Source organism: Bacillales bacterium (genome assembly GCA_035700025.1).
GTDB lineage: Bacteria > Bacillota > Bacilli > Bacillales > DASSOY01 > DASSOY01.
Window position 1 is genome coordinate 1 of the sequence record DASSOY010000007.1, and the last position, 21,822, is coordinate 21,822.

General features: G+C 51.2%; 26 protein-coding genes. 25 read left to right on the forward strand and 1 reads right to left on the reverse strand.

Features of this window, described 5'->3' with window-relative positions; genetic code table 11:
• The 16 genes from VFK44_01220 to VFK44_01295 form a co-directional block, all read left to right on the forward strand.
• Window positions 1-798: methylmalonyl-CoA mutase family protein (locus tag VFK44_01220; GenBank protein ID HET7626982.1), on the forward strand; the 798-nt coding region annotated here is incomplete at its 5' end.
• A gap of 124 nt (window positions 799-922) precedes the next feature.
• Window positions 923-1,393, forward strand: coding sequence for a DNA-directed RNA polymerase subunit delta (rpoE, locus tag VFK44_01225; GenBank protein ID HET7626983.1), 471 nt, complete (start codon window positions 923-925; stop codon window positions 1,391-1,393).
• 206 nt (window positions 1,394-1,599) lie between these two features.
• A complete protein-coding gene (locus tag VFK44_01230) occupies window positions 1,600-3,207 on the forward strand; it encodes a CTP synthase (GenBank protein ID HET7626984.1) in 1,608 nt (535 codons plus the stop codon).
• A gap of 215 nt (window positions 3,208-3,422) precedes the next feature.
• Entirely contained in the window at window positions 3,423-3,800 is a 378-nt protein-coding gene (locus VFK44_01235; protein ID HET7626985.1) for a response regulator, read from the forward strand.
• A gap of 197 nt (window positions 3,801-3,997) precedes the next feature.
• Window positions 3,998-4,855: a class II fructose-1,6-bisphosphate aldolase gene (fba, locus tag VFK44_01240; protein HET7626986.1), complete on the forward strand. Its 858-nt coding sequence runs from the start codon at window positions 3,998-4,000 to the stop codon at window positions 4,853-4,855.
• Between the two features lie 47 nt (window positions 4,856-4,902).
• Window positions 4,903-5,550 carry a fructose-6-phosphate aldolase gene (gene fsa, locus VFK44_01245; protein HET7626987.1) on the forward strand — a complete coding sequence of 216 codons (648 nt, stop codon included), beginning with the start codon at window positions 4,903-4,905 and terminating at the stop codon, window positions 5,548-5,550.
• Between the two features lie 119 nt (window positions 5,551-5,669).
• Window positions 5,670-6,956, forward strand: coding sequence for a UDP-N-acetylglucosamine 1-carboxyvinyltransferase (locus tag VFK44_01250; protein ID HET7626988.1), 1,287 nt, complete (start codon window positions 5,670-5,672; stop codon window positions 6,954-6,956).
• A 103-nt stretch (window positions 6,957-7,059) separates the two neighbouring features.
• Window positions 7,060-8,031, forward strand: a complete 972-nt coding sequence (gene glpX, locus VFK44_01255) for a class II fructose-bisphosphatase (protein ID HET7626989.1) — start codon at window positions 7,060-7,062, stop codon at window positions 8,029-8,031.
• Window positions 8,032-8,169: 138 nt separating this feature from the next.
• Complete coding sequence (rho, locus tag VFK44_01260) at window positions 8,170-9,456, forward strand: transcription termination factor Rho (GenBank protein ID HET7626990.1); 1,287 nt, start codon at window positions 8,170-8,172, stop codon at window positions 9,454-9,456.
• 107 nt (window positions 9,457-9,563) lie between these two features.
• Window positions 9,564-9,764 (forward strand): 50S ribosomal protein L31, encoded by a 201-nt coding sequence (gene rpmE, locus VFK44_01265; protein ID HET7626991.1) that lies wholly within the window; start codon window positions 9,564-9,566, stop codon window positions 9,762-9,764.
• Window positions 9,765-9,901: 137 nt separating this feature from the next.
• A complete protein-coding gene (locus VFK44_01270; protein HET7626992.1) occupies window positions 9,902-10,528 on the forward strand; it encodes a thymidine kinase in 627 nt (208 codons plus the stop codon).
• A gap of 75 nt (window positions 10,529-10,603) precedes the next feature.
• On the forward strand, window positions 10,604-11,683 hold the full coding sequence (prfA, locus tag VFK44_01275) for a peptide chain release factor 1 (protein ID HET7626993.1): 1,080 nt from the start codon (window positions 10,604-10,606) through the stop codon (window positions 11,681-11,683).
• Window positions 11,670-12,530, forward strand: coding sequence for a peptide chain release factor N(5)-glutamine methyltransferase (gene prmC, locus VFK44_01280; GenBank protein ID HET7626994.1), 861 nt, complete (start codon window positions 11,670-11,672; stop codon window positions 12,528-12,530). Before prfA ends, prmC begins: the two co-directional genes overlap by 14 nt.
• A gap of 80 nt (window positions 12,531-12,610) precedes the next feature.
• Window positions 12,611-13,252 carry a stage II sporulation protein R gene (gene spoIIR / locus VFK44_01285; GenBank protein HET7626995.1) on the forward strand — a complete coding sequence of 214 codons (642 nt, stop codon included), beginning with the start codon at window positions 12,611-12,613 and terminating at the stop codon, window positions 13,250-13,252.
• A 147-nt stretch (window positions 13,253-13,399) separates the two neighbouring features.
• Window positions 13,400-13,825 carry a hypothetical protein gene (locus VFK44_01290; protein ID HET7626996.1) on the forward strand — a complete coding sequence of 142 codons (426 nt, stop codon included), beginning with the start codon at window positions 13,400-13,402 and terminating at the stop codon, window positions 13,823-13,825.
• Window positions 13,826-13,917: 92 nt separating this feature from the next.
• Complete coding sequence (locus VFK44_01295) at window positions 13,918-14,961, forward strand: L-threonylcarbamoyladenylate synthase (protein ID HET7626997.1); 1,044 nt, start codon at window positions 13,918-13,920, stop codon at window positions 14,959-14,961.
• 4 nt (window positions 14,962-14,965) lie between these two features.
• Here VFK44_01295 and VFK44_01300 read toward each other — a convergent pair whose 3' ends face one another.
• Window positions 14,966-15,097: a hypothetical protein gene (locus tag VFK44_01300; protein HET7626998.1), complete on the reverse strand. Its 132-nt coding sequence runs from the start codon at window positions 15,095-15,097 to the stop codon at window positions 14,966-14,968.
• Between the two features lie 121 nt (window positions 15,098-15,218).
• Here VFK44_01300 and VFK44_01305 point away from each other — a divergent pair, with 121 nt between their 5' ends.
• From VFK44_01305 to atpE, 9 genes are all read left to right on the forward strand, one after another.
• Window positions 15,219-15,773: a manganese efflux pump gene (locus tag VFK44_01305; GenBank protein ID HET7626999.1), complete on the forward strand. Its 555-nt coding sequence runs from the start codon at window positions 15,219-15,221 to the stop codon at window positions 15,771-15,773.
• A 148-nt stretch (window positions 15,774-15,921) separates the two neighbouring features.
• The gene (locus tag VFK44_01310; GenBank protein ID HET7627000.1) at window positions 15,922-16,497 is read left to right on the forward strand and encodes a low molecular weight protein arginine phosphatase; all 576 of its coding nucleotides are present in this window, start codon (window positions 15,922-15,924) and stop codon (window positions 16,495-16,497) included.
• Between the two features lie 71 nt (window positions 16,498-16,568).
• A complete protein-coding gene (locus VFK44_01315; GenBank protein HET7627001.1) occupies window positions 16,569-17,141 on the forward strand; it encodes a TIGR01440 family protein in 573 nt (190 codons plus the stop codon).
• A gap of 23 nt (window positions 17,142-17,164) precedes the next feature.
• Complete coding sequence (gene glyA, locus VFK44_01320) at window positions 17,165-18,406, forward strand: serine hydroxymethyltransferase (protein HET7627002.1); 1,242 nt, start codon at window positions 17,165-17,167, stop codon at window positions 18,404-18,406.
• A 198-nt stretch (window positions 18,407-18,604) separates the two neighbouring features.
• Window positions 18,605-19,234 carry a uracil phosphoribosyltransferase gene (gene upp, locus VFK44_01325; GenBank protein HET7627003.1) on the forward strand — a complete coding sequence of 210 codons (630 nt, stop codon included), beginning with the start codon at window positions 18,605-18,607 and terminating at the stop codon, window positions 19,232-19,234.
• 879 nt (window positions 19,235-20,113) lie between these two features.
• Entirely contained in the window at window positions 20,114-20,329 is a 216-nt protein-coding gene (locus tag VFK44_01330) for an AtpZ/AtpI family protein (protein ID HET7627004.1), read from the forward strand.
• A 4-nt stretch (window positions 20,330-20,333) separates the two neighbouring features.
• A complete protein-coding gene (locus VFK44_01335) occupies window positions 20,334-20,726 on the forward strand; it encodes an ATP synthase subunit I (protein ID HET7627005.1) in 393 nt (130 codons plus the stop codon).
• 22 nt (window positions 20,727-20,748) lie between these two features.
• On the forward strand, window positions 20,749-21,513 hold the full coding sequence (gene atpB, locus VFK44_01340) for a F0F1 ATP synthase subunit A (protein ID HET7627006.1): 765 nt from the start codon (window positions 20,749-20,751) through the stop codon (window positions 21,511-21,513).
• A 42-nt stretch (window positions 21,514-21,555) separates the two neighbouring features.
• Window positions 21,556-21,774 (forward strand): F0F1 ATP synthase subunit C, encoded by a 219-nt coding sequence (gene atpE / locus VFK44_01345; protein HET7627007.1) that lies wholly within the window; start codon window positions 21,556-21,558, stop codon window positions 21,772-21,774.
• Window positions 21,775-21,822: the final 48 nt, after the last annotated feature.

Sequence of the window (21,822 nt, forward strand, 5' to 3'; positions counted from 1 at the left end):
GATCCGGAATACACGGTCATCGGCCGGGTCGCGAGAAGAATTTGGGCGGTTGCGATGAAAGAGCGTTACGGCGCTAACGAAAGAAGTCAGAAGCTGAAATATCACATTCAAACGTCCGGGCGTTCGCTGCATGCGCAGGAAATGGACTTCAACGACATTCGGACGACACTGCAGGCGCTGCTTGCGATTTATGACAACTGTAACTCGCTCCATACGAACGCCTACGACGAAGCGATCACAACGCCGACGGAAGAGTCGGTGCGGCGCGCAAGCGCGATCCAGCTTATCATCACGAAAGAGCTCGGTTTGGCGAAAAACGAAAATCCGCATCAAGGATCGTTCATCGTCGAAGAATTGACCGACCTCGTAGAAGAAGCGGTGCTGGCGGAATTTGAACGGATCAATCAGCGCGGCGGTGTGCTTGGTGCGATGGAAGTGCAATACCAACGCGGTAAAATTCAAGAGGAATCGTTGTTCTACGAAATGAAGAAGCATAACGGCGATTTGCCGATCATCGGCGTGAATTCGTTCATCAATCCGAACCCGCCGGAAGAGGAAGAAGAAGTGCAGCTCACGCGGGCGACGAAAGAGGAGAAAGACGGCCAAATCCGGAATTTGCGAAAGTTCCAGGACGCTCGCAAAGACCGCACGCAAGAGGTGCTCGACCGTTTGAAGCGGACAGCTCTTGAAAACGGCAATATTTTCGCGGAATTGATGGAAACCGTCAAATACGCGAGTCTCGGGCAAATCACAAATGCGCTTTATGAAGTCGGGGGGAAATACCGCCGGAATATGTAACTTGCAAACGGCGAACGTTCAGTATATTTTATGTGGAGAGGTTGAATGCGGCCTCTCCCTTATTTTTTTCATAAAATCGTTTATAATGGTGGATGGGTATGAAAACGAAAGGAAGGTGCTTCGCGTGGGGCTTAACGTTTCGAAGGAAATGAAGAAAGAATTGTCGATGGTCGACCTCGCTTTCGAAATTTTGAAGGCGGAGAAACAACCGCTGCCGTTTCAGGAGCTTGCCGATCAAATCAAAAAAGCGAAAGCTTTCTCTAAAGAGGACGCCGCTGAACACATCGCTCGCTTTTATACAAATATGAACGTGGACGGCCGTTTCAAATTCATCGGCGAGAATCATTGGGGATTGAAACAATGGTATCCGTTCGATCAAAACAAAGATGACATCGAAATTCCGAAACCGAAACGGAAAAGAAAGAAAAAGAAAGAGCCGAAAGTTCTCGAGGACGAAGACTACGATGACGATAATGACGTTGGCGCGGACGACGATTATGAGGACGAGATCGAAGATTATGAGGATTTTGATGAGGATCTTTACGACGATGAGGAAGACGAGACTTATCAGGATGACGAAGAAGAAAATGATTGATCCCGCTTGACTTTTTGTCCCTTGCTCGGTACAATCATTTTTGGGCTTAACAGGAATTCAATGAACGCCAATATAAGCGAAAGCGGCCCCGTGCGTGCGCGGAGTCGCTTTTGTTTTTTTTATATTTTTACCGTATCGAAAGCGGATTACTGTCGCAACTGCAGCACTTTTTTCTAATCATAGTTATTTGGGAAGGGGCGGTTTTCATGTCAACGAAATACATCTTCGTGACCGGCGGTGTTGTATCCTCGCTCGGCAAGGGCATTACGGCGGCATCACTCGGCCGGTTGTTGAAAAACCGGGGATTGAAGGTGACCATTCAAAAATTCGATCCTTACATTAACGTGGATCCGGGTACGATGAGTCCGTACCAGCACGGGGAAGTTTTCGTAACGGACGACGGCGCGGAAACCGACCTTGATCTCGGTCATTACGAACGGTTTATCGACATCAACTTGAGCCAGTACAGCAACGTTACGACAGGTAAAATTTACTCGGCAGTGATTCGCAAAGAACGGCGCGGCGATTACTTAGGCGGTACGGTTCAAGTCATTCCGCACGTGACGAATGAAATCAAAGAACGCGTGTTCAGGGCCGGGAAAGAGACGAATTCGGACGTCGTCATCACCGAGATCGGCGGAACCGTCGGCGACATTGAAAGCTTGCCGTTTTTGGAAGCGATTCGCCAGATCAAGAGCGACATCGGCGTGGACAATGTGATGTACATTCATTGTACGCTCGTGCCTTACTTAAAGGCGGCCGGGGAAATGAAAACGAAACCGACCCAACACAGTGTGAAGGAACTCCGCAGCATCGGGATTCAACCGAATGTCATTGTCGCCCGCACGGAAATGCCGATTTCCGAAGACATGAAAAACAAAATCGCTTTGTTTTGCGACATCGATCCGGCTGCGGTTATTGAAGCGCGCGATGCTGACACGTTGTATGAAGTTCCCTTGCACTTGCAAGCGCAACATTTGGATGACATCGTTTGCCGCCATTTGAAGTTGAATAACGGGGAAGCCGACATGGCGGAATGGAAAGCGCTCGTCAACAAAGTGATGAATTTGTCCGGCCGCAAGACGATTGCCATTGTCGGGAAATATGTGGCGCTTCAGGACGCTTACATTTCCATTGTGGAAGCGTTGCGTCATGCCGGATATGCTTTCGATACGGAAATCGACATCAAATGGATCGCTTCAGAAGACATTCACAGCGACAATGCCGGCGAATGGCTCGGGGACGTTGACGGCATTCTCGTTCCTTACGGTTTCGGGGATCGCGGAACGGACGGAAAAATCGAAGCGATCCATTACGCGCGTGTCAACAACATTCCGTTTTTCGGCATCTGCCTCGGCATGCAGCTGGCTTCGGTCGAGTTTGCGCGGAACGTTTTAAATTGGAAAGAGGCGCATTCGGCAGAAATCTGCCCGGAAACGCCTTTTCCGATCATCGATTTGCTCCCGGAGCAGAAGGAAATCGAAGATCTCGGCGGGACGCTTCGGCTCGGCCTTTATCCTTGCAAGCTGAAAGAAGGCTCAAAAGCATGGCAGGCCTATAACGAACCGGTGATTTACGAACGCCACCGCCACCGGTACGAATTCAATAATGAATTTCGCGATCGAATGGAAAACGCCGGATTCGTTATTTCCGGAACGAGTCCGGACGGACGGCTGGTCGAAATTGTCGAGTTGGAAAACCATCCGTGGTTTGTCGCTTCTCAGTTCCATCCCGAATTTGTTTCACGGCCGACGCGCCCGCACCCATTGTTCCGCGACTTCATCCAAGCGGCGATCGGCGGCGGCAACGTATAGACCAGACGATTCAAGCACGCGGAGGAACCCCTCAGTTCTTCCGCGTGTTTTTTTGCGGCGAATTTTTCAAAATCCACTTATTTTCGAGGCGAATCCGCTTCTATTCTCTCCTCTCCTTTTACAGAAATACGAAAAATTAGAGGAAAAAGGGCAGTTTTCACGAATTTAATAAAAAGGGGTCATGTGTAGAATGTGAAAGGAGACGGACTTCTACTATGGGTAATGAGAGCTGGAAGAACAGAAAAATTCTCATTGTGGACGATCAATACGGCATTCGTGTCTTGCTCAAGGAAATTTTACAGACGGAGGGGTTCCGAACCTTCCAGGCTTCAAACGGCATTCAAGCATTGTCGATGGTCGAGCGGCACCATCCGGATCTTATTTTGCTGGACATGAAGATTCCGAACATGGACGGGTTGGAGATTTTGAAACGCGTCAACGAACAAGATTTCCAAACGAAGGTCATCATCATGACTGCTTACGGGGAGCTGGACATGATTGAAGAAGCGATGAGGCGCGGAGCACTCACGTATTTCTCGAAACCGTTCGACATTGAAGAAGTGCTCAATCTGATCAAGAAAGAACTCGCTTGATTCGCTGTCGATGACGGAATGAAAACAGATTCTCTTCCCGAACGGACCGTGCAGGCTTGAGAGATGAAGAAGATTAAGATAGAATGGATGCGATAGACTTACATACAACTTATCGGCAAGAGATGATATAGAACGAGCAGGAAACGAACTGTTTGGGATGGGTCCACTGACCCGAGAGAAATGAAGGAGGAAGAGAGATGCCGTTGGTTTCAATGAAAAAAATGTTGGAGGACGCGAAAGCCGGGGGGTATGCGGTCGGTCAGTTTAATTTGAACAACTTGGAATTCACGCAAGCCATCCTGCAAGCAGCGGAAGCCGAGCAGTCACCAGTGATTTGCGGAGTTTCCGAAGGAGCCGCGCGTTACATGGGCGGTTTCAAGACGGTCGTGGATATGGTGAAAGCGTTGATGGAAGAATACGGAATTACGGTTCCGGCGGCGATTCACCTTGATCACGGATCGAGTTTCGAAAAATGCATACAAGCGATCAAAGCTGGATTTACTTCCGTAATGATCGACGGGTCCGCTTATCCGCTTGACGAAAATATTGCAGTGACGAAACAAGTCGTTGCCGCGGCTCATGCGGTCGGGGTATCCGTAGAAGCGGAACTCGGGCGCGTCGGCGGACAGGAAGACGATGTCATCGTTCCTGAAGAAGTGTATGCCGTGCCTGAAGAGTGCCGGCAGCTCGTCGAGGCCACCGGCGTCGATTGCTTGGCTCCCGCGCTCGGATCGGTACACGGACCGTACAAAGGCGAGCCGAATCTCGGGTTCAAAGAAATGGAGGAAGTGCAGAACATTACGAAACTCCCTCTCGTTTTGCACGGCGGCACGGGAATACCGACCGCCGATATCCAGCGGGCCATTTCCCTCGGAACGGCAAAGATCAACGTCAATACGGAAAGCCAAATCTCGTCGGCGAAACGGGTACGGGAAGTATTGGCCGAAAACCCCGATCTGTACGATCCGCGTAAATATATGGGACCCGCGCGCGAAGCCATCAAAGAAACGGTTATCAACAAGATGCGTGAGTTTGGATCTTCGGGAAAAGCTTAAATGATTGCCCGTCCTTATAAGAAAATGAGCTCAAGAGGTGAACAGCATTGAATTTTTTTATTGATACGGCGAACTTAGATGAAATTCGCGAGGCGAACGCGCTCGGCATTCTCGCCGGGGTAACGACAAACCCGAGCCTGGTGGCCAAAGAAGGCGCTGATTTTCATGAACGGCTGCGCGAGATTACGAGCATCGTTTCCGGCTCCGTCAGCGCGGAAGTCGTTTCTGAGAAAGCGGAGGACATGGTCGAAGAAGGAAAAGAACTGGCGGCAATTGCCCCAAACATTACTGTGAAAGTGCCGATGACGCTGGAAGGCTTGAAAGCGGTGAAGGCTTTTTCCGATCTCGACATCGATACGAACGTCACATTGATTTTTTCCGCCAATCAAGCGTTGCTGGCTGCGCGTGCCGGCGCCACATATGTGTCCCCGTTTTTGGGAAGACTGGATGATATCGGACATGACGGCTTAGCGCTGATCTCGCAAATCGCCGAAATTTTTGATTTGCACGAAATTCCGACGAATATCATCGCTGCGTCGATCCGGCATCCGGTTCATGTGACGGAAGCAGCCGCACGCGGCGCGCATATTGCAACTACTCCGTTTAAAGTGATTCAACAGCTCGTCAAACATCCTCTAACCGATCAAGGAATCGACAAATTTCTTGCAGACTGGGAGAAACATCAAGGAAAGTAAACGAACTTTCCGGGTTGGTCGACGCTTGCCGCAGGGTTTCCGGAAACCGCGGGAATCCCGCTTGTTCTCCAGCCGCGGGCAAGGGTACCAGCTTTCTTTCGAAGGGAGTCCGATTGATCATGGAGAAGTTACTGATCGAAGGCGGCCATCCGTTGAACGGGACCGTTCAGATCAGCGGAGCAAAAAACAGTGCCGTAGCTTTGATTCCGGCGGCGATATTGGCCCATTCACCCGTAACGATCGATTATTTGCCCGATATATCCGATGTACGCATTTTGTCGCAATTGCTTGAGGAAATCGGCGGCGAGGTCCGTTACGAAGACCAGACGCTGACCGTCAATCCGGAGCAAATGATATCGATGCCGCTGCCAAACGGCCGCGTAAAGAAGCTTCGGGCGTCTTACTATTTGATGGGGGCGATGCTCGGCCGCTTCAAGAAAGCCGTGATCGGATTGCCGGGCGGCTGTAATATCGGTCCGCGTCCCATCGATCAACATATTAAAGGGTTCGAAGCGCTCGGAGCGAAGGTGACGAACGAACAAGGAGCGATCTATTTGCGCGCCGAGGAACTGACGGGCGCTAGAATCTATCTTGACGTTGTCAGCGTTGGCGCGACGATCAATATTATGCTTGCCGCCGTCAAGGCAAAAGGACGAACCGTCATTGAAAATGCCGCAAAAGAGCCGGAAATCATTGATGTCGCCACCCTGCTTTCAAGCATGGGAGCAAGAATCAAGGGCGCTGGAACGGACGTCATCCGTATCGACGGTGTCGAAGAGCTGCACGGCTGCCGCCATTCGATCATTCCCGACCGAATAGAAGCTGGAACGTTCATGATTGCCGCGGCTGCGATGGGCGACGAAGTGTTGATTGACAACGTCATCCCTCAACACGTCGAGTCCTTAACCGCAAAGCTGCGTGAAATGGGTGTGAACATCGAATTCGGCGATGATCAAATCATGATCCGCCGAAACGACGATTTGAAACATATCGACATCAAGACGCTTGTGTATCCGGGATTTCCAACGGATTTGCAGCAGCCGCTGACATCGTTGTTAACGCGAGCAAAGGGAACAAGTCTCGTAACCGAGACGATTTATACGTCCCGTTTCAAGCATATCGACGAGTTGCGGCGGATGGGCGCCGATTTGAAAGTGGAAGGCAATTCGGCGATCATCAACGGTCCGTTGCGTTTGCAAGGAGCGAAAGTGAAGGCTACGGACTTGCGCGCCGGCGCTTCACTCGTCGTTGCCGGGTTGATGGCCGAAGGGGTGACCGAGATCTCCGGCCTCGAATATATCGACCGCGGCTACAGCGGACTTGTAGAAAAGCTGTCCGGTCTCGGGGCGAACATTTGGCGTGAAGATAAAGAATCTGAAGAGGAAGAACAGCTGTCGACTACATAGGCGGCCGGAAAACGGGCAGTCGTTTCGAATGGTACAATGGATGGCTGCCGTCATGTGGATCCATTGTGCCTGATCGTTATTAAACTGTTGAAGGGGAATGAACATGGAACGAAGCTTGTCAATGGAACTGGTCAGGGTTACGGAAGCTGCAGCCTTGGCATCGGCAAGGTGGATGGGTCTCGGTCAAAAGGAAGCGGCTGACGATGCGGCGACAACGGCGATGCGCAACGTGTTCGATACGATTCCGATGAAAGGTACGGTTGTCATCGGCGAAGGAGAACGCGATGAAGCGCCGATGCTCTATATCGGCGAAAAGCTCGGAACCGGTTACGGTCCGCGCGTAGATGTCGCGGTAGATCCCGTCGAAGGTACGGACATCGTAGCGGACGGAACGTGGAACGCGTTAACGGTGATCGCCATTGCCGATCACGGCTGTTTGCTGCATGCACCGGACATGTATATGCAAAAAATCGCCGTCGGACCCGAAGCGATCGGAAAAATTGACATTGATGCACCAATTCTCGATAATTTGAAGGCGGTTGCAAAAGCAAAAGGCAAAGACATCGAGGATCTCGTCGTAACTGTATTGAATCGTCCGCGTCATCAAGAGATCATTCGCGAAATTCGCGAAGCCGGAGCTCGAATCAAGCTCATTCCCGCCGGCGACGTTGCGGCTGCCATGAATACGGCATTCGAGAACACAGGCGTCGATCTGCTTCTTGGAACCGGCGGTGCTCCCGAAGGGGTGCTGGCTGCCGTTGCCTTGAAATGCCTCGGCGGAGAAATTCAAGGGAAATTGGCGCCGCGAAACGAACAAGAAATGGAACGCGCGCGTACAATGGGTTTGGAAGATGTGACGCAAGTATTGCGAATGGATGATCTCGTCAAAGGCGACGATGCTATTTTCGCCGCAAGCGGCGTCACGGACGGCGAATTGTTGCAAGGCGTTCGTTTCAAAGGGTCGACGGGAACAACGCAATCGCTCGTCATGCGCGCGAAATCGGGAACGGTCCGTTTTATTAACGGGAAACATAGTTTACAGAAGAAACCGGATTTGGTGATTAAACCGAATTGATGTGTAAATGAACGTCTTTTCGGGTAATCATGATAAAACCAACGCATTTTAATCGTCCTCCCATATGATTTCAACCCCATCCTAATACTTTCGGTTATTCAATTTGCACGATTATATTAATAAAAGTGTGGTGTCTATATGACAGTCAGTTTATCGGCGCTCGAAAATATGAAACTTCGGGATTTATACGAGCTTGCCCGCGAATACAAAGTGTCTTATTACAGCAAACTCACGAAACGTGAGTTGATGTTTTCGATCTTGAAGGCGCAAGCGGAAAAAGACGGTTTTTCTTTCATGGAAGGGGTTCTTGAAATCATACAGTCGGAGGGGTTCGGTTTTTTGCGGCCGATTAATTACTCTCCCAGTTCAGAAGACATTTACATTTCTGCTTCGCAAATTCGGAGATTCGATTTGCGAAACGGGGATAAAGTTTCCGGTAAGGTCCGTCCGCCGAAAGAAAACGAACGGTATTACGGGTTATTGCACGTGGAAGCGGTGAACGGGGAAGACCCGGACACGGCGAAAGAAAGAGTTCATTTCCCGGCGCTCACTCCGTTGTATCCGGAAAAGAAAATGAAAATGGAAGTCGACGGCAGACGGTTGTCGACGCGAATCATCGATTTGATTTCTCCCGTCGGATTTGGTCAACGCGGTTTGATTGTTTCCCCTCCAAAAGCAGGAAAGACGATGCTGCTTAAGGATGTCGCCAACAGTGTCTCCAACAACCATCCCGAAGCTGAATTGATCGTACTTTTGATCGACGAACGTCCTGAGGAAGTAACCGACATCGAACGTTCGGTGAAAGGCGAAGTCGTTAGTTCAACGTTTGACGAAGTCCCGGAAAATCATATAAAAGTGGCCGAACTCGTGCTTGAGCGGGCGATGCGCCTTGTTGAGCACAAGAAAGACGTCGTCATTCTCATGGACAGCATCACGCGGTTAGCGCGGGCTTACAATCTTGTTGTTCCGCCGAGCGGACGGACGTTGTCGGGGGGCATCGATCCGGCCTCTTTCCATCGCCCGAAACGTTTCTTCGGAGCGGCGAGAAACATCGAAGAAGGCGGCAGCTTGACGATTTTGGCAACGGCGCTTGTGGATACCGGCTCACGTATGGACGATGTGATTTATGAGGAGTTTAAAGGCACGGGGAACATGGAACTTCACCTTGACCGCAGCCTGGCGGAACGCCGGATTTTCCCTGCCATCGACATTCGCCGTTCCGGCACGAGAAAAGAAGAAATGCTTATGGATAAAGAACATCTCGATACGTTATGGGCGATTCGAAAAACGATGGACGACTCGCCGGAATTTGTGTCGCATTTCTTAAAGAGGCTTAAGACCACGAAATCCAACGAAGAGTTTTTCCAAATGTTCTCGAAAGACAAAGCCGGGAAAACGCGAACCGGAAGGTCGAAGATTGGCTGACAAATGTCTAACCGGCTTGAAATCCCGTAACCTCCCTGCTATAATGTACGTTGGCATGCAAAAATACTCTGGTTTGAAATACAATCAGGGCAAAGGAGTTGAACGTGATGAAAGTCGGTATTCATCCGGAATATCATAAAGCGAAAGTGAAATGTGCTTGCGGAAACGAATTCGAAACGGGTTCGGTGAAACAAGACTTGCGCGTGGAAATTTGTTCCGAGTGTCATCCTTTTTACACGGGTAAACAACGGTTCGCAGATTCTGGCGGACGCGTCGATCGCTTTAAGAAAAAATACAATCTTAAATAAAAGAAATGCGGGACGGGCAGAGGTCACCCTCTGCCTGTTTTTCGTTGCTTGATCTGAAAGGATGCAGCGTCGTGCAGCCGGCACAGCCGGTTTCATGCAGACGTTTTCTTTACATAAACCAATCGGGGGTATGGCGGATGCACGAACACGATCATGGCGGTCGGCTTGAGGTCATCTGCGGCAGCATGTTTTCCGGGAAATCGGAAGAATTGATCCGGAGGGTGCGGCGCGCGCAATACGGCAAGTTGAAGACGCAAGTGTTCAAGCCGGTGATCGACAACCGATACAGCGAAGCCGAGGTGGTTTCACATAACGGGATTGCCGTTGAGGCGATCCCGGTGAAACGGGCGAAAGACGTACTGACAAGCTTATCGACGGGTGTGAAGGTCGTTGCGGTCGATGAAATTCAGTTTTTCGATTCCACGATCGTGCCGGTCGTTCAGACGCTGGCGAACGACGGCATTCGCGTCATTGCCGCTGGACTGGACCAAGATTTTCGCGGTCAACCGTTCGGGGAAATGCCGGTGCTCCTGTCATTGGCTGAAAGCGTCACCAAATTGCAGGCGGTGTGCGTGAAATGCGGTGCATCTGCAAGCCGAACGCAAAGGCTGATTGATGGAAAACCGGCCGCTTACGACGATCCGACGATTTTGGTTGGCGCATCGGAGGCGTACGAAGCCCGTTGCCGCGGATGCCATCAAGTGCCGGGAGCTCCTTCCGGACGGTCGGAAGCGGCGGTATCGGTCGAACCGGCCCAGTTGTAAGGTCTTTGCCTTTGGGTGTGTACCGCATTGCCAACGCTATGCGTTTTCTCTATACTGAGGATGAGGTGACACAAAGTGATTGAACGATTAGATTCGATCGAACAGCGATATCGGCAATTGAACGATTGGCTGACGGATCCTGAAGTGATCAACGATCCGGAGAAACTTCGAAAATATTCGAAGGAACAAAGCGATTTAAGCGAAACGGTCCAACAGTACCGCGAGTATAAAGAAGTGAAACAGCAGCTGGGCGAGGCAAAAGCGATGCTCGAGGACGACGCCCTGGATGAAGAGATGGAAGAAATGGTGCGGGCGGAAATCGACGAATTGAGTGAACGCCTTGAGGGGCTTGAGGAAGAATTGAAGCGGCTGCTCATTCCGAAAGATCCGAACGACGACAAAAACGTCATCGTCGAAATTCGCGGAGCGGCCGGGGGAGACGAAGCGGCGTTGTTTGCTGCGGATTTATTCAAGATGTACAGCCGTTATGCGGAAGCCAATGGGTGGAAAACGGAAGTCATCGAGGCAAATGCGACGGAACTCGGCGGCTACAAGGAAATCGTCTTCATGGTCAACGGGAAAGGTGCGTTTTCGCGACTGAAATTCGAAAACGGTGCGCATCGCGTACAGCGCGTGCCTTCGACTGAGTCCGGCGGGCGGATTCATACGTCGACGTCGACGGTCGCGGTGTTGCCGGAGGCTGAAGAAGTCGAAGTGGATATCCAGGAGAAGGACATTCGCGTCGATACATTTGCGTCGAGCGGTCCCGGCGGGCAGAGCGTGAACACGACGATGTCGGCCGTCCGCCTGACACACGAGCCGACGGGAATCGTCGTATCATGCCAAGACGAGAAATCGCAGATCAAGAACAAAGAAAAGGCGATGAAAGTGCTGCGCGCGCGGATTTACGACAAATACCAGAAGGAAGCGGAAGCTGAATATGCGCAGACCCGTAAGTCGGCGGTCGGAACCGGGGACCGTTCCGAGCGGATCCGGACGTACAATTTTCCGCAAAGCCGTGTGACCGATCATCGCATTGGGTTGACGCTGCAAAAGCTCGACCAAATTTTGATGGGCAAACTCGATGAAATTATTGATCCGCTCATCTTGCAGTATCAAACGGAGCAAATGGAGAACAACCATGAAAGTGCATGAGGCCCTGCGAAGGGCTTCTTCCTTTTTGGCGGAAAGCGGCCGTGAAGCACGGGCGGCGGAGATTTTGTTAGGTCACGCTCTCGGCGCGAGCCGCACGCAACTGTTCATGCAAATGCAAGAGGAGATGCCGGAGGCGGCGGCAGCCGTATTTGGCGACTTGATCCGGGCGCACGCGGGAGGCATTCCCGTGCAGCATTTGACCGGGACGGAGCCGTTTTTCGGGCGTACGTTTCACGTGAGCCGTGACGTTTTGATCCCGCGGCCGGAGACGGAAGAACTTGTAGCGCACGTACTGGAGACCATTCCAGGCTTGTTCGGCGGACGGCAGCTGGCCGCCGTCGATGTCGGAACCGGGTCCGGGGTGATCGCGGCGACGTTGGCCATGGAATGTGAACAGATGCACGTGAGTGCGGTGGATGTGTCGCCGGAAGCGTTGGCTGTTGCCGTTCGAAATGCTGAGCGGCTTGGCGCACGTGTCGATTTTTACGAAGGTGATTTATTGGCTCCATTCATGAATGAAGGCAAGAAATTTGATCTCATCGTCTCCAATCTTCCGTACATTCCTGAGGAAGAAGCAGAGGCCTTGGATCCGCTCGTGAAAGATCACGAACCGTCGCTCGCATTGTATGGAGGCAAAGACGGACTCAGCCTATATCGGCAATTGATCGGCCAAATTCCGAAAGTCGAAACCGGCGGCCCATGCTTGATCGCTTTTGAAATTGGAATCGGACAGAGCGAAGCCGTTTCGGGTTTGATCCGCCGCCAATTCGGTGATCGTGCCCAAGTGTCGGTTTTGCGCGATATTAACGGTAAAGAAAGGATTGTATCGGCCGTCATCGGCAAGTAATGTCGAGGAACGGCGAACGATTTCCTGTATGATTTTCATCTTCCCCGTCCAAACTGTCGGATGAAAGGGCGGGGATGAAATTGAAACGGAAAGCTATGATTTTGTCATTTTCTTTATTTGCATTGCTTGTGTTTAACATGGATGTTCAGCCGCTGAAGGTGTTCGCGGCAGGGGAAGACGTGAAAATTCCGGAACAATCGATTCGTTTAAGGATTCTAGCCAACAGCAATTCTGCTCAAGACCAAGAGACGAAAAGAACGGTTCGCGACGCCGTTAACAAGCAGATCGCCGGATGGGTTGGAGACCTTGAAACGATCCAGCAGGCAAGAAAGGCGATTCGTTCGCATTTGCCGGAGATTCGAACGACGGTTGAAGAAGTGTTGAAGCAACGAAAGGAAAAGTACGGATTTTCGATAAAATTCGGGGATGTGCAGTTTCCGACGAAGCTATACGGAAACTATGTTTATCCGGCCGGAATTTATGAAGCGCTGCTGATCACGCTCGGCAGCGGCAAAGGCGCCAACTGGTGGTGCGTCCTGTTTCCTCCGCTTTGCTTTTTGGACTTTGAAAACGGCGACGCCGTGAAAAAGCAACCGGAGGCTGAACCGCAGAAGCCGACGGCGAAATCAACGGCTGGCGAACGACAAAACGAGATTCAGGTGAAATTTTTCGTCGTTGAATGGTTTTCGTCGTTGATTCACGCGATTGCTCAATGGTTTTAACTGGAGTCATAATCCTCTGTTTCTATCATAAAATGGTAGAGATGGCGAAGGCCCATACTTGTGTGGGCCTTTTTCATACGGAAAGTGGGAAGCTGTTCCGGCTGGCCGGTACAGCTCCAACCATTTCATTTCAGGGGGAATGATACAATGAGCAGCGCGATTCGCAGGGCGAAAGCGGAAGACCGCGAACCATTGGCCGATTTTGCTTCGGCCTCGGGCGTTCCGGCAGACGAAATTCGCGAGCAGTACGAAAAATTTTATATAATGGAAACGGAACAAGGACAATGGATGGCCACGGTGGCGATCGAGCAGCGGGGCGACAATGCGATGCTGCGCATGCTCGTGATCAATCCGACGAAATGCGGGATGGAGGAAATGGTTCGTTTTCTTCATGAAATCCTTGCGGTCGTACAGCAACGAAATTTTCGCAAGTTGTACTTGGTGACGCCTTCTCCGGAAATCTTTCGACCGTTCGGGTTTTCGCCTGTGCAAGATCAGCAAATTCCGGAACCGTTGCAGTCGGGAATTTCGGAATCGGGCGAGGATACCGTTCCGATGGCCCGTTCCTTTTAATTTGTCCACAAAAATGTCCACAGTGTGGAACATCTTATCCACAAACTGAGGACATTTTTGTGAAATCGTTGATGAAACGGCGGGGAGCACGTATGAATTGTAAACAAACGAAAGTATGGACTGTGGATAACCAAGTGAATCGGCGCATGCTCGATGAAGCGGCGGAGTTGTTGAAACGGAACGAAGTGGTCGCTTTTCCGACGGAAACAGTTTACGGGCTGGGAGGGAATGCGCGTTCAGACGAGGCGGTCAGGAAGATCTTTGCTGCCAAAGGCCGCCCTTCCGACAATCCGTTGATTGTGCACATTTCGGCTTTGCCGCAGTTGAACGACGTGGCGGGAACGGTTTCCGAACCGGCGAAACGGTTGATGGAGGCGTTTTGGCCGGGGCCGTTGACCCTTGTATTGCCGAAAGGGAGAGGCGTTTCTGAATTGGTGACTGCTGGATTATCGACGGTAGCTGTGCGAATGCCCAATCATCCGGCAGCGCTCGCACTCATTGAGAGCGCTCGGTTGCCGATTGCCGCGCCGAGTGCGAATCGTTCGGGACGGCCGAGTCCGACGAATGCGGCGCATGTGAAATTAGATCTCGACGGAAAAATTGCCGGCATTGTCGACGGAGGCGAAACCGGCATCGGACTCGAATCGACGGTCGTCGATTGCAGCGGCGATGACGTTGTCATTTTGCGCCCGGGAGGCGTGACAAGAAGGGAAATTGCAGCCGCGCTTGGCGCAAGGGCGCGGGTCGTTTCGGCGGTTGCAGCCAAGGATGGCGAAGCGCCGAAGTCGCCGGGGATGAAGTACCGGCATTACGCGCCGCATGCGGAGTTGACGTTGGTCGACGGGCCGCTTGCTGCATTGCAGGAACAAGTCGATCGCGCGCGCCGCACGGGAAAGAAGGTCGGTGTCATGACGACCTATGAACATGAACGATTTTTCGATGCCGACGTCGTGCTTCCTTGCGGGACAAGCAGTGATTTATCCACAGTTGCCCGCGGCTTGTATCGAACGCTGCGCGAATTTGACATGCATGATGTGGACGTCATTTATTCGGAAGTTTTTCCCGAAACGGGTGTCGGCGAAGCCATCATGAACCGCTTAAACAAATCGGCTGCCGGCCGAATCCGGAAACGGTAAAGGTTTAATCCTGCCTTCCTTTGGAAAGGCGGGATTTCTTTTTTTTCAAACCGAGTGTGTGCTGATATTTTTTCAAAATCGCTGCTTTCAATATCGCAACCACCAACACAGCGGCTAACGCGTACACCAATGCCACGCCTACATTCCTCCTTTTATTCTCATTGTACGTCGGCGGCGAAGAATCATGACGAGATGTCCTAATTGATTTTGGACACGCATAGGGTAGGGATAGAGGATGTGAGGGAGGAGAAAACGGCATGGATCCAGCGGTTTGGTTAAAAGAAGGCATCACGTTGTTCATCATGGCATTCGCGCTTGGAATGGATGCTTTTTCCGTCGGGCTCGGGATGGGCATGTTCCAGCTGCGGTTAAAACGCATTTTTAAAATCGGGATCGTGATCGGTCTCTTTCACGTTTTTATGCCGTTATGCGGGCTTTTAATCGGAGGTTACTTGTCGGAACACTTCGGAAAACTGGCGGCGATGGTCGGCGGGGTGTTGCTGCTCTTGTTAGGTATGCAAATGATTTTTTCGACGGTTGTTAATAATCGCGAAGTGCTCGTGGCTCCAATTGGATTCGGCCTTTTTCTGTTTGCCTTGAGCGTCAGTCTCGACAGTTTTTCCGTCGGCTTGAGCCTCGGCATCTACGGGGTTAAGATTTGGGTTACGCTCTTGCTGTTCGGAGTGGTCAGTACAGTGCTCACTTGGATCGGCTTGGTCATGGGCAGGAAATTTCAGCAATGGCTCGGCTTGTACAGCGAAATTCTCGGCGGCTGCATCTTATTTGTTTTCGGCTTGAGGTTATTGTTGTAAAATCAACTTGTGAAAACGGGGGGTTTTTTACTACAATAAGGGCAACGTAGTCCTATACGCGTATCCCCGATAAGGCTGGCAGCGAGCCATTGTGCAGGGCCCAGCTGATCATGAAAAAAGCCTGTGGATCGGGAAAAGGAAGAGATGAATGAAAAAAATCTTGTTCGTTTGTACCGGGAATACATGCAGAAGTCCGATGGCGGAAGCCTTATTGCGCGCGAAGGCTGGCGACCGTTTTGAAGCGGGTTCCGCCGGCGTGTTCGCCTCTGAGGGGATGCCTGCCGCGAAAGCGGCGCAAGAGGTGCTTGCTCGGCGCGGGATTGAGATGAACCATCAATCGCGCCCATTGGATGATCGGACGATGGAATGGGCAGATGTCGTGTTAACGATGACGCAGAGCCATAAAGGCGCAGTATTGCAGCGGTTTCCGGACAGCGTCGGGAAAGTGTATACGCTGAAAGAATTCGCGCAAGGAGACGAGGAAATTCGCAGGAAATGGGAAGCGATCGACGCGCTGGCGGTCGAGTTGGAAACCGAAAGGGCGCTGAACAACGTCGAGCGGGTGAACGAGTTGCAGGAGAAGATCGAAGCATTGGAAAGAGCGCTGCCTTCGCTTGATATTTCCGATCCGTTCGGCGGGACGAGTGACGATTACGAGGCGATCTTTCGGGAAATTGAAGAAGCGATCGAGCAATTCCTGCACAAGGAACGGAATGAAGATTGAAACCTTGGACCATTCATCTTACAATGAGGATACATTCGAACTTTTCAACATGATGAGAAAGAAGGGTAAAGATGAGCGAAGCTTTGGCGACGATTCGCGACCAAGTCCAACAAGTGCTTGCCGATTTGAACGAGGTGATGCCGCTTACGTCGGAACATTTGCTGGTCATCGGAACGAGCACGAGCGAAGTCATCGGCAAGAGCATCGGAACTTCAGGAACGACGGAGGTAGCGACGTCCATTTACGAGGCGCTTCGTGATTTCAGCAGAGAGACGGGGGTACATCTCGCGTTTCAATGCTGCGAACATTTGAATCGCGCCGTTGTCGTTGAAAGACAGACGGCGGCGAAATACGGCTACGAAATCGTATCCGCCGTTCCCATTCGTTCCGCAGGAGGGGCGATGGCGACATACGCCTATCACAAAATGAAAGATCCGGTGCTTGTGGAATCCGTTCGCGGCGACGCCGGCATCGACATTGGAGATACGTTCATCGGGATGCATTTGAAATCGGTCGTCGTACCTGTGAGAAGCAAGATTGATACGATTGGGAAAGCCCACGTCACGCTTGCGAAAACACGGCCGAAGTTGATCGGCGGGGCCCGCGCCGTCTACAAGGAAGAAGAGAAGATCGAACGATTTTAAGAAGAGGAGAGGGATCGGGGAGAATGAGCATTCTTGAGAAGCAAGATCCAAAACTGTTCGCGGCCGTTCAACAAGAATTGAATCGGCAAAGGGACAAAATTGAATTGATCGCATCGGAGAATTTCGTCAGCGAGGCGGTCATGGAAGCGCAAGGCTCGGTATTGACGAACAAATATGCGGAAGGCTATCCCGGCCGCCGTTATTACGGCGGATGCGAACATGTCGACGTCGCCGAGGACTTGGCGCGCGAGCGTGCCAAGCAATTATTTGGGGCGGAACATGTGAACGTGCAGCCGCATTCGGGGGCGCAAGCGAACATGGCCGTGTACACCGCGCTGCTCGAACACGGAGATACGGTGCTCGGCATGAATTTGTCGCACGGCGGCCATTTGACGCACGGCAGTCCAGTCAATTTCAGCGGCAAGTGGTACAACATCGTCGAGTACGGCGTGGATCGTGAAACGCACCGCATTGATTACGAAGATGTGCGGGCGAAAGCGGTTGAGCATCAACCGAAGATGATTATCGCCGGGGCGAGTGCCTATCCGCGCGAGATTGACTTTAAAAAGTTCCGCGAGATCGCGGATGAAGTGGGCGCTTACTTGATGGTTGATATGGCTCATATCGCAGGTCTCGTTGCTGCGGGCTTGCATCAAAATCCGGTACCGTACGCGCACGTCGTTACGACGACGACGCACAAAACGCTTCGCGGCCCGCGCGGCGGCATGATTTTGTGCAAAGAGGAGTTCAAGAAGGCGATTGACAAGACGATCTTCCCCGGTTTGCAGGGCGGTCCGCTCATGCACGTCATCGCCGCGAAAGCCGTTGCTTTCGGTGAAGCGCTGAAGGATGATTTCAAAGCCTATGCCCAACAAATTATCGATAACGCGAAACGGTTAGGCGAAAAGCTGGAAGCGGAAGGCATCGATTTGGTTTCCGGCGGAACGGACAACCATTTGTTGTGCCTCGATGTCAGAAGCTTGTACATGACAGGAAAAGTTGCCGAGGAAGCGCTCGACGCCATCGGCATTACGACGAACAAGAACACAATTCCGTTCGATCCGGAAAAGCCGTTCGTCACGAGCGGTCTCCGCATCGGAACGGCAGCGGTTACGTCACGCGGTTTCGGGCTTGAAGAAATGGACGAGATCGCCGCGGTGATGGCGCTCACGTTGAAACACATCGACGATGAAGAAAAACAAACGGAAGCTGCAAAACGCGTGCAGGCGCTTACAGGGAAGTTTGCGTTGTACGCTGACCGTTAAGGAATTTTTCTACAAAGAATTTTGCACGGCAGACCTCTAGTGCGGAGGTCTGTTTTTTTCTTCTTATATGTGCCAATGCTAATATGTATCTCTTGAATAGGTGCCAGCGCGCAGCGTTCAAATTTTTCAATCACTTGAAGTCTCAGCGGTTTTTCTGTAAACTTTTCCGAGGACAAGCCATCGAAAGGAAGGATTCGAATGGGGAAAGTTTACGTGTTTGACCATCCGCTTATCCAGCATAAATTAACGTACATACGGAAAAAGGATACCGGAACGAAAGAATTTCGCGAACTTGTTGACGAAGTTTCCAAATTAATGGCGTTTGAGATTACGAGGGAGCTGCGTTTGCAAGAAGTCACGATCGACACGCCCGTGGCGACAGCCAAATCGCACGTGCTGGCCGGTAAGAACATCGGCATCATTCCCATTTTGCGCGCCGGGCTTGGTATGGTAGACGGCATCTTGAGTCTTGTGCCGACGGCAAAAGTCGGCCATGTCGGGTTGTACCGCGATCCAGACACGCTTCAGCCGGTGGAATATTACGTGAAATTGCCCTCCGACGTGGGAGAACGGGAATTGATCGTCGTCGATCCGATGCTGGCGACCGGAGGGTCGGCTGTCGCCGCGATCACGTCCTTGAAAAACCGCGGTGCGAGAACCATTAAGCTGATGAATTTGATCGCGGCGCCGGAAGGGGTAGAGAAGGTGCAGCAAGTACATCCCGACGTTGACATTTATACGGCGGCGCTTGACGACCAACTAAACGAAAAAGGGTACATCATTCCTGGTCTCGGTGACGCCGGCGACCGATTGTTCGGCACGAAGTAAGGCGAACGCCGAAAGCGATCTGAGAACCTCCTGTTTCTTCGCCCGCGAAAATCGATCCGATTTTCGCGGAATTATTCCAATCCAACAAACGCGCTAGCGTTTTTCCGGCGAGAGGCAAGCCAAGTGTTCTTTCGCATATTTTGAACGAAAGCTTGATTTGAAAACGATGCGTCATCTTTACGTCGGCGGCGCCGAAAAAGAATTTGTACCGAACGGAAAACAGCACTTTGGCGCATTTGTTTCGAACGAATGTACCACTGAAACCATAAGGGGGTCCCAAAAGCTTGAGTTTTTGGGAACGTTTTCCTTTCCGGCAGCTGCCGATTCGATCAAGATTGCCATTATCGCTCACTCATGTTCTTATTTCCTTCGAAATTCGTATTTTCAGATGAAATCGCTCATCAGAAACGCTATTTTCCGAATTTAGGCCAATAGGGGCTGTATTTTAACCATAAAAGGGAAATAGCGATCTCAGTGAACGATTTGATAAGATATCCGCTCATTTTCGCAAAATAGCGTCTCTCATACGCGTTTCCGACTGAAACGTCAGCAGGCTGACTCGCCGAGTCGTTTTTCAACGACTTTTTGAAGTCAGCCTCGTTTTTTTTAGATTTATTTGCTTGCTAAGGGCTTTCCTGCCGGCAACGGGACCCAGTGCATTCGGTCACAATACTGACACATTTCACTGCGAACGGCTGTAGGAATCACGGAAAAAAACAAGTATGATAGAAAGGGAAAGAAAGGGTTTTCATGCGACCGATTCATTGAGTGCGAAAGCACATAACTATCAGTTGACAAGAGGGTTGTGCTTTCGTTAAGATGTACAGGGATAAAACGCATGAGTATTCCTGTTTTGGAAATGCTGAAAAGGAGAGACGCATGTCGAAAAACGAGAATCCATGGAAAGCTTACATGCTGATCGGAGCGATCGGGACGAACATGGCCGTGTCGACATTTGTCGGATTTTGGCTGGGGAAGCTGATGGATGATCATTTCGACACGAGTCCATTTTTTTTGCTTGTTGGCGTGCTCTTGGGGTTGACCGCCGGCATCTACGGGGTTTACCGATTGGTCAAACCTTTTTTGGGAGACTGAGTTCATGCAGGAGTTTGCCGTTTACGCAAAGAAAGTGTTTCTTTCAACATTATGGGCCATGCTAGCCGTTGTCCCTCTGTGGGTCATCCTCCCATACCGGACGTTTCTGCAAGGTTTGCTGCTCGGAATGATTACGAGCCTCCTCAACGGCTTGATCACTTGGCGGAAAACGAAGCAAATCACGGCAGCCGCTTCCGGCCAAGGCCGAAGACCTCTCGGAGCCGGAATGTTGTCTCGAATGGCTCTTGCTGTTTTCGCCGTCTACTTAACTTACAGGTTTCCGGACATCTTTTCTTTTGCGGGCGTCCTCTCAGGACTGTTCGTCTTGCAATTATTTTCCTTACTCCATGCTTTTATCGGTTGGTGGCAAAGACAATTTCATAAGAAACGAGCTTGAGGTTGGAAAGGGGTGAATCACGATGGATGAATTTATACCGACGTTTACGATCGGCGGACTTGTCTTCAGCATTCCGATGATGTTCATGACGGTCATCACCGCTTTGCTCGTCTTGCTTTTTACGTGGATGGGTACGAGAAAGATGACTCCCGGAGTCCCAAAAGGGATGCAAAACTTGTTCGAGTGGATCGTCGATTTCATTCGCGGCTTTGCCGATCAGTTCATGGGCAAGAAAGTTGGACACCAGTTTGTCACGTTAACATTGACGCTGTTTCTCTACATTTTGATTTCTAATTTATTAGAGTTGTTCTTCATGGGCATGACGCACTATGTCGAACCGGTTAAGGCGCTCGGCATTACGGAAGATCTCATTCAAGAACATGAAGGACACGTGGGCGTCACATGGTGGAAGTCGCCGACGGCGACGGCCAGCGTTACCTTTTCGCTCGCATTAGTGGTTTTATTATACTCCCACTATCTCGGTTTGAAAAGGGGCGTCAAGAAGTACTTGAAGCGTTACACTCACCCGAACCCTTTCCTTGGGCCGCCGCTTGCGATCATGGAAGAGTTTTTAATTAAACCGTTGACGCTGCCTTTGCGGCTTTTCGGCAACATCTTTGCCGGGGAAGTGTTAATTTTATTCTTGTTGAATCTTGGTTTTGTCGCTGCCGCGCTGCCGCTATTGGCATGGCTCGGATATTCGGTGTTTATCGCCGGCATTCAGGCCTTTATTTTCACGGCGCTCAGCATGGTTTACATTTCTGATCACATCAGTGATGAACATTAATTTTTTCAAAGGGCTTTTATATTACGAGGAGGGAATACACACATGGATTTTGCAGTAGCTGTAGGTATCGTATTTGGACTGGCCGCCATTGGTGCGGGAATCGGAAACGGTCTCGTTATCAGCCGTACGATCGAAGGAACGGCTCGCCAGCCGGAAGCACGCGGAAGCTTGATGGGCTTGATGTTCTTGGGCATCGGACTTGTTGAGGCTCTTCCGATCATTGCCGTTGTGTTCGGGTTTATCTTATTCACGAACATCTAATTCGCGCTGACATTGCAACCGGGCGGGGGACGTCATCTGAACCTCCCG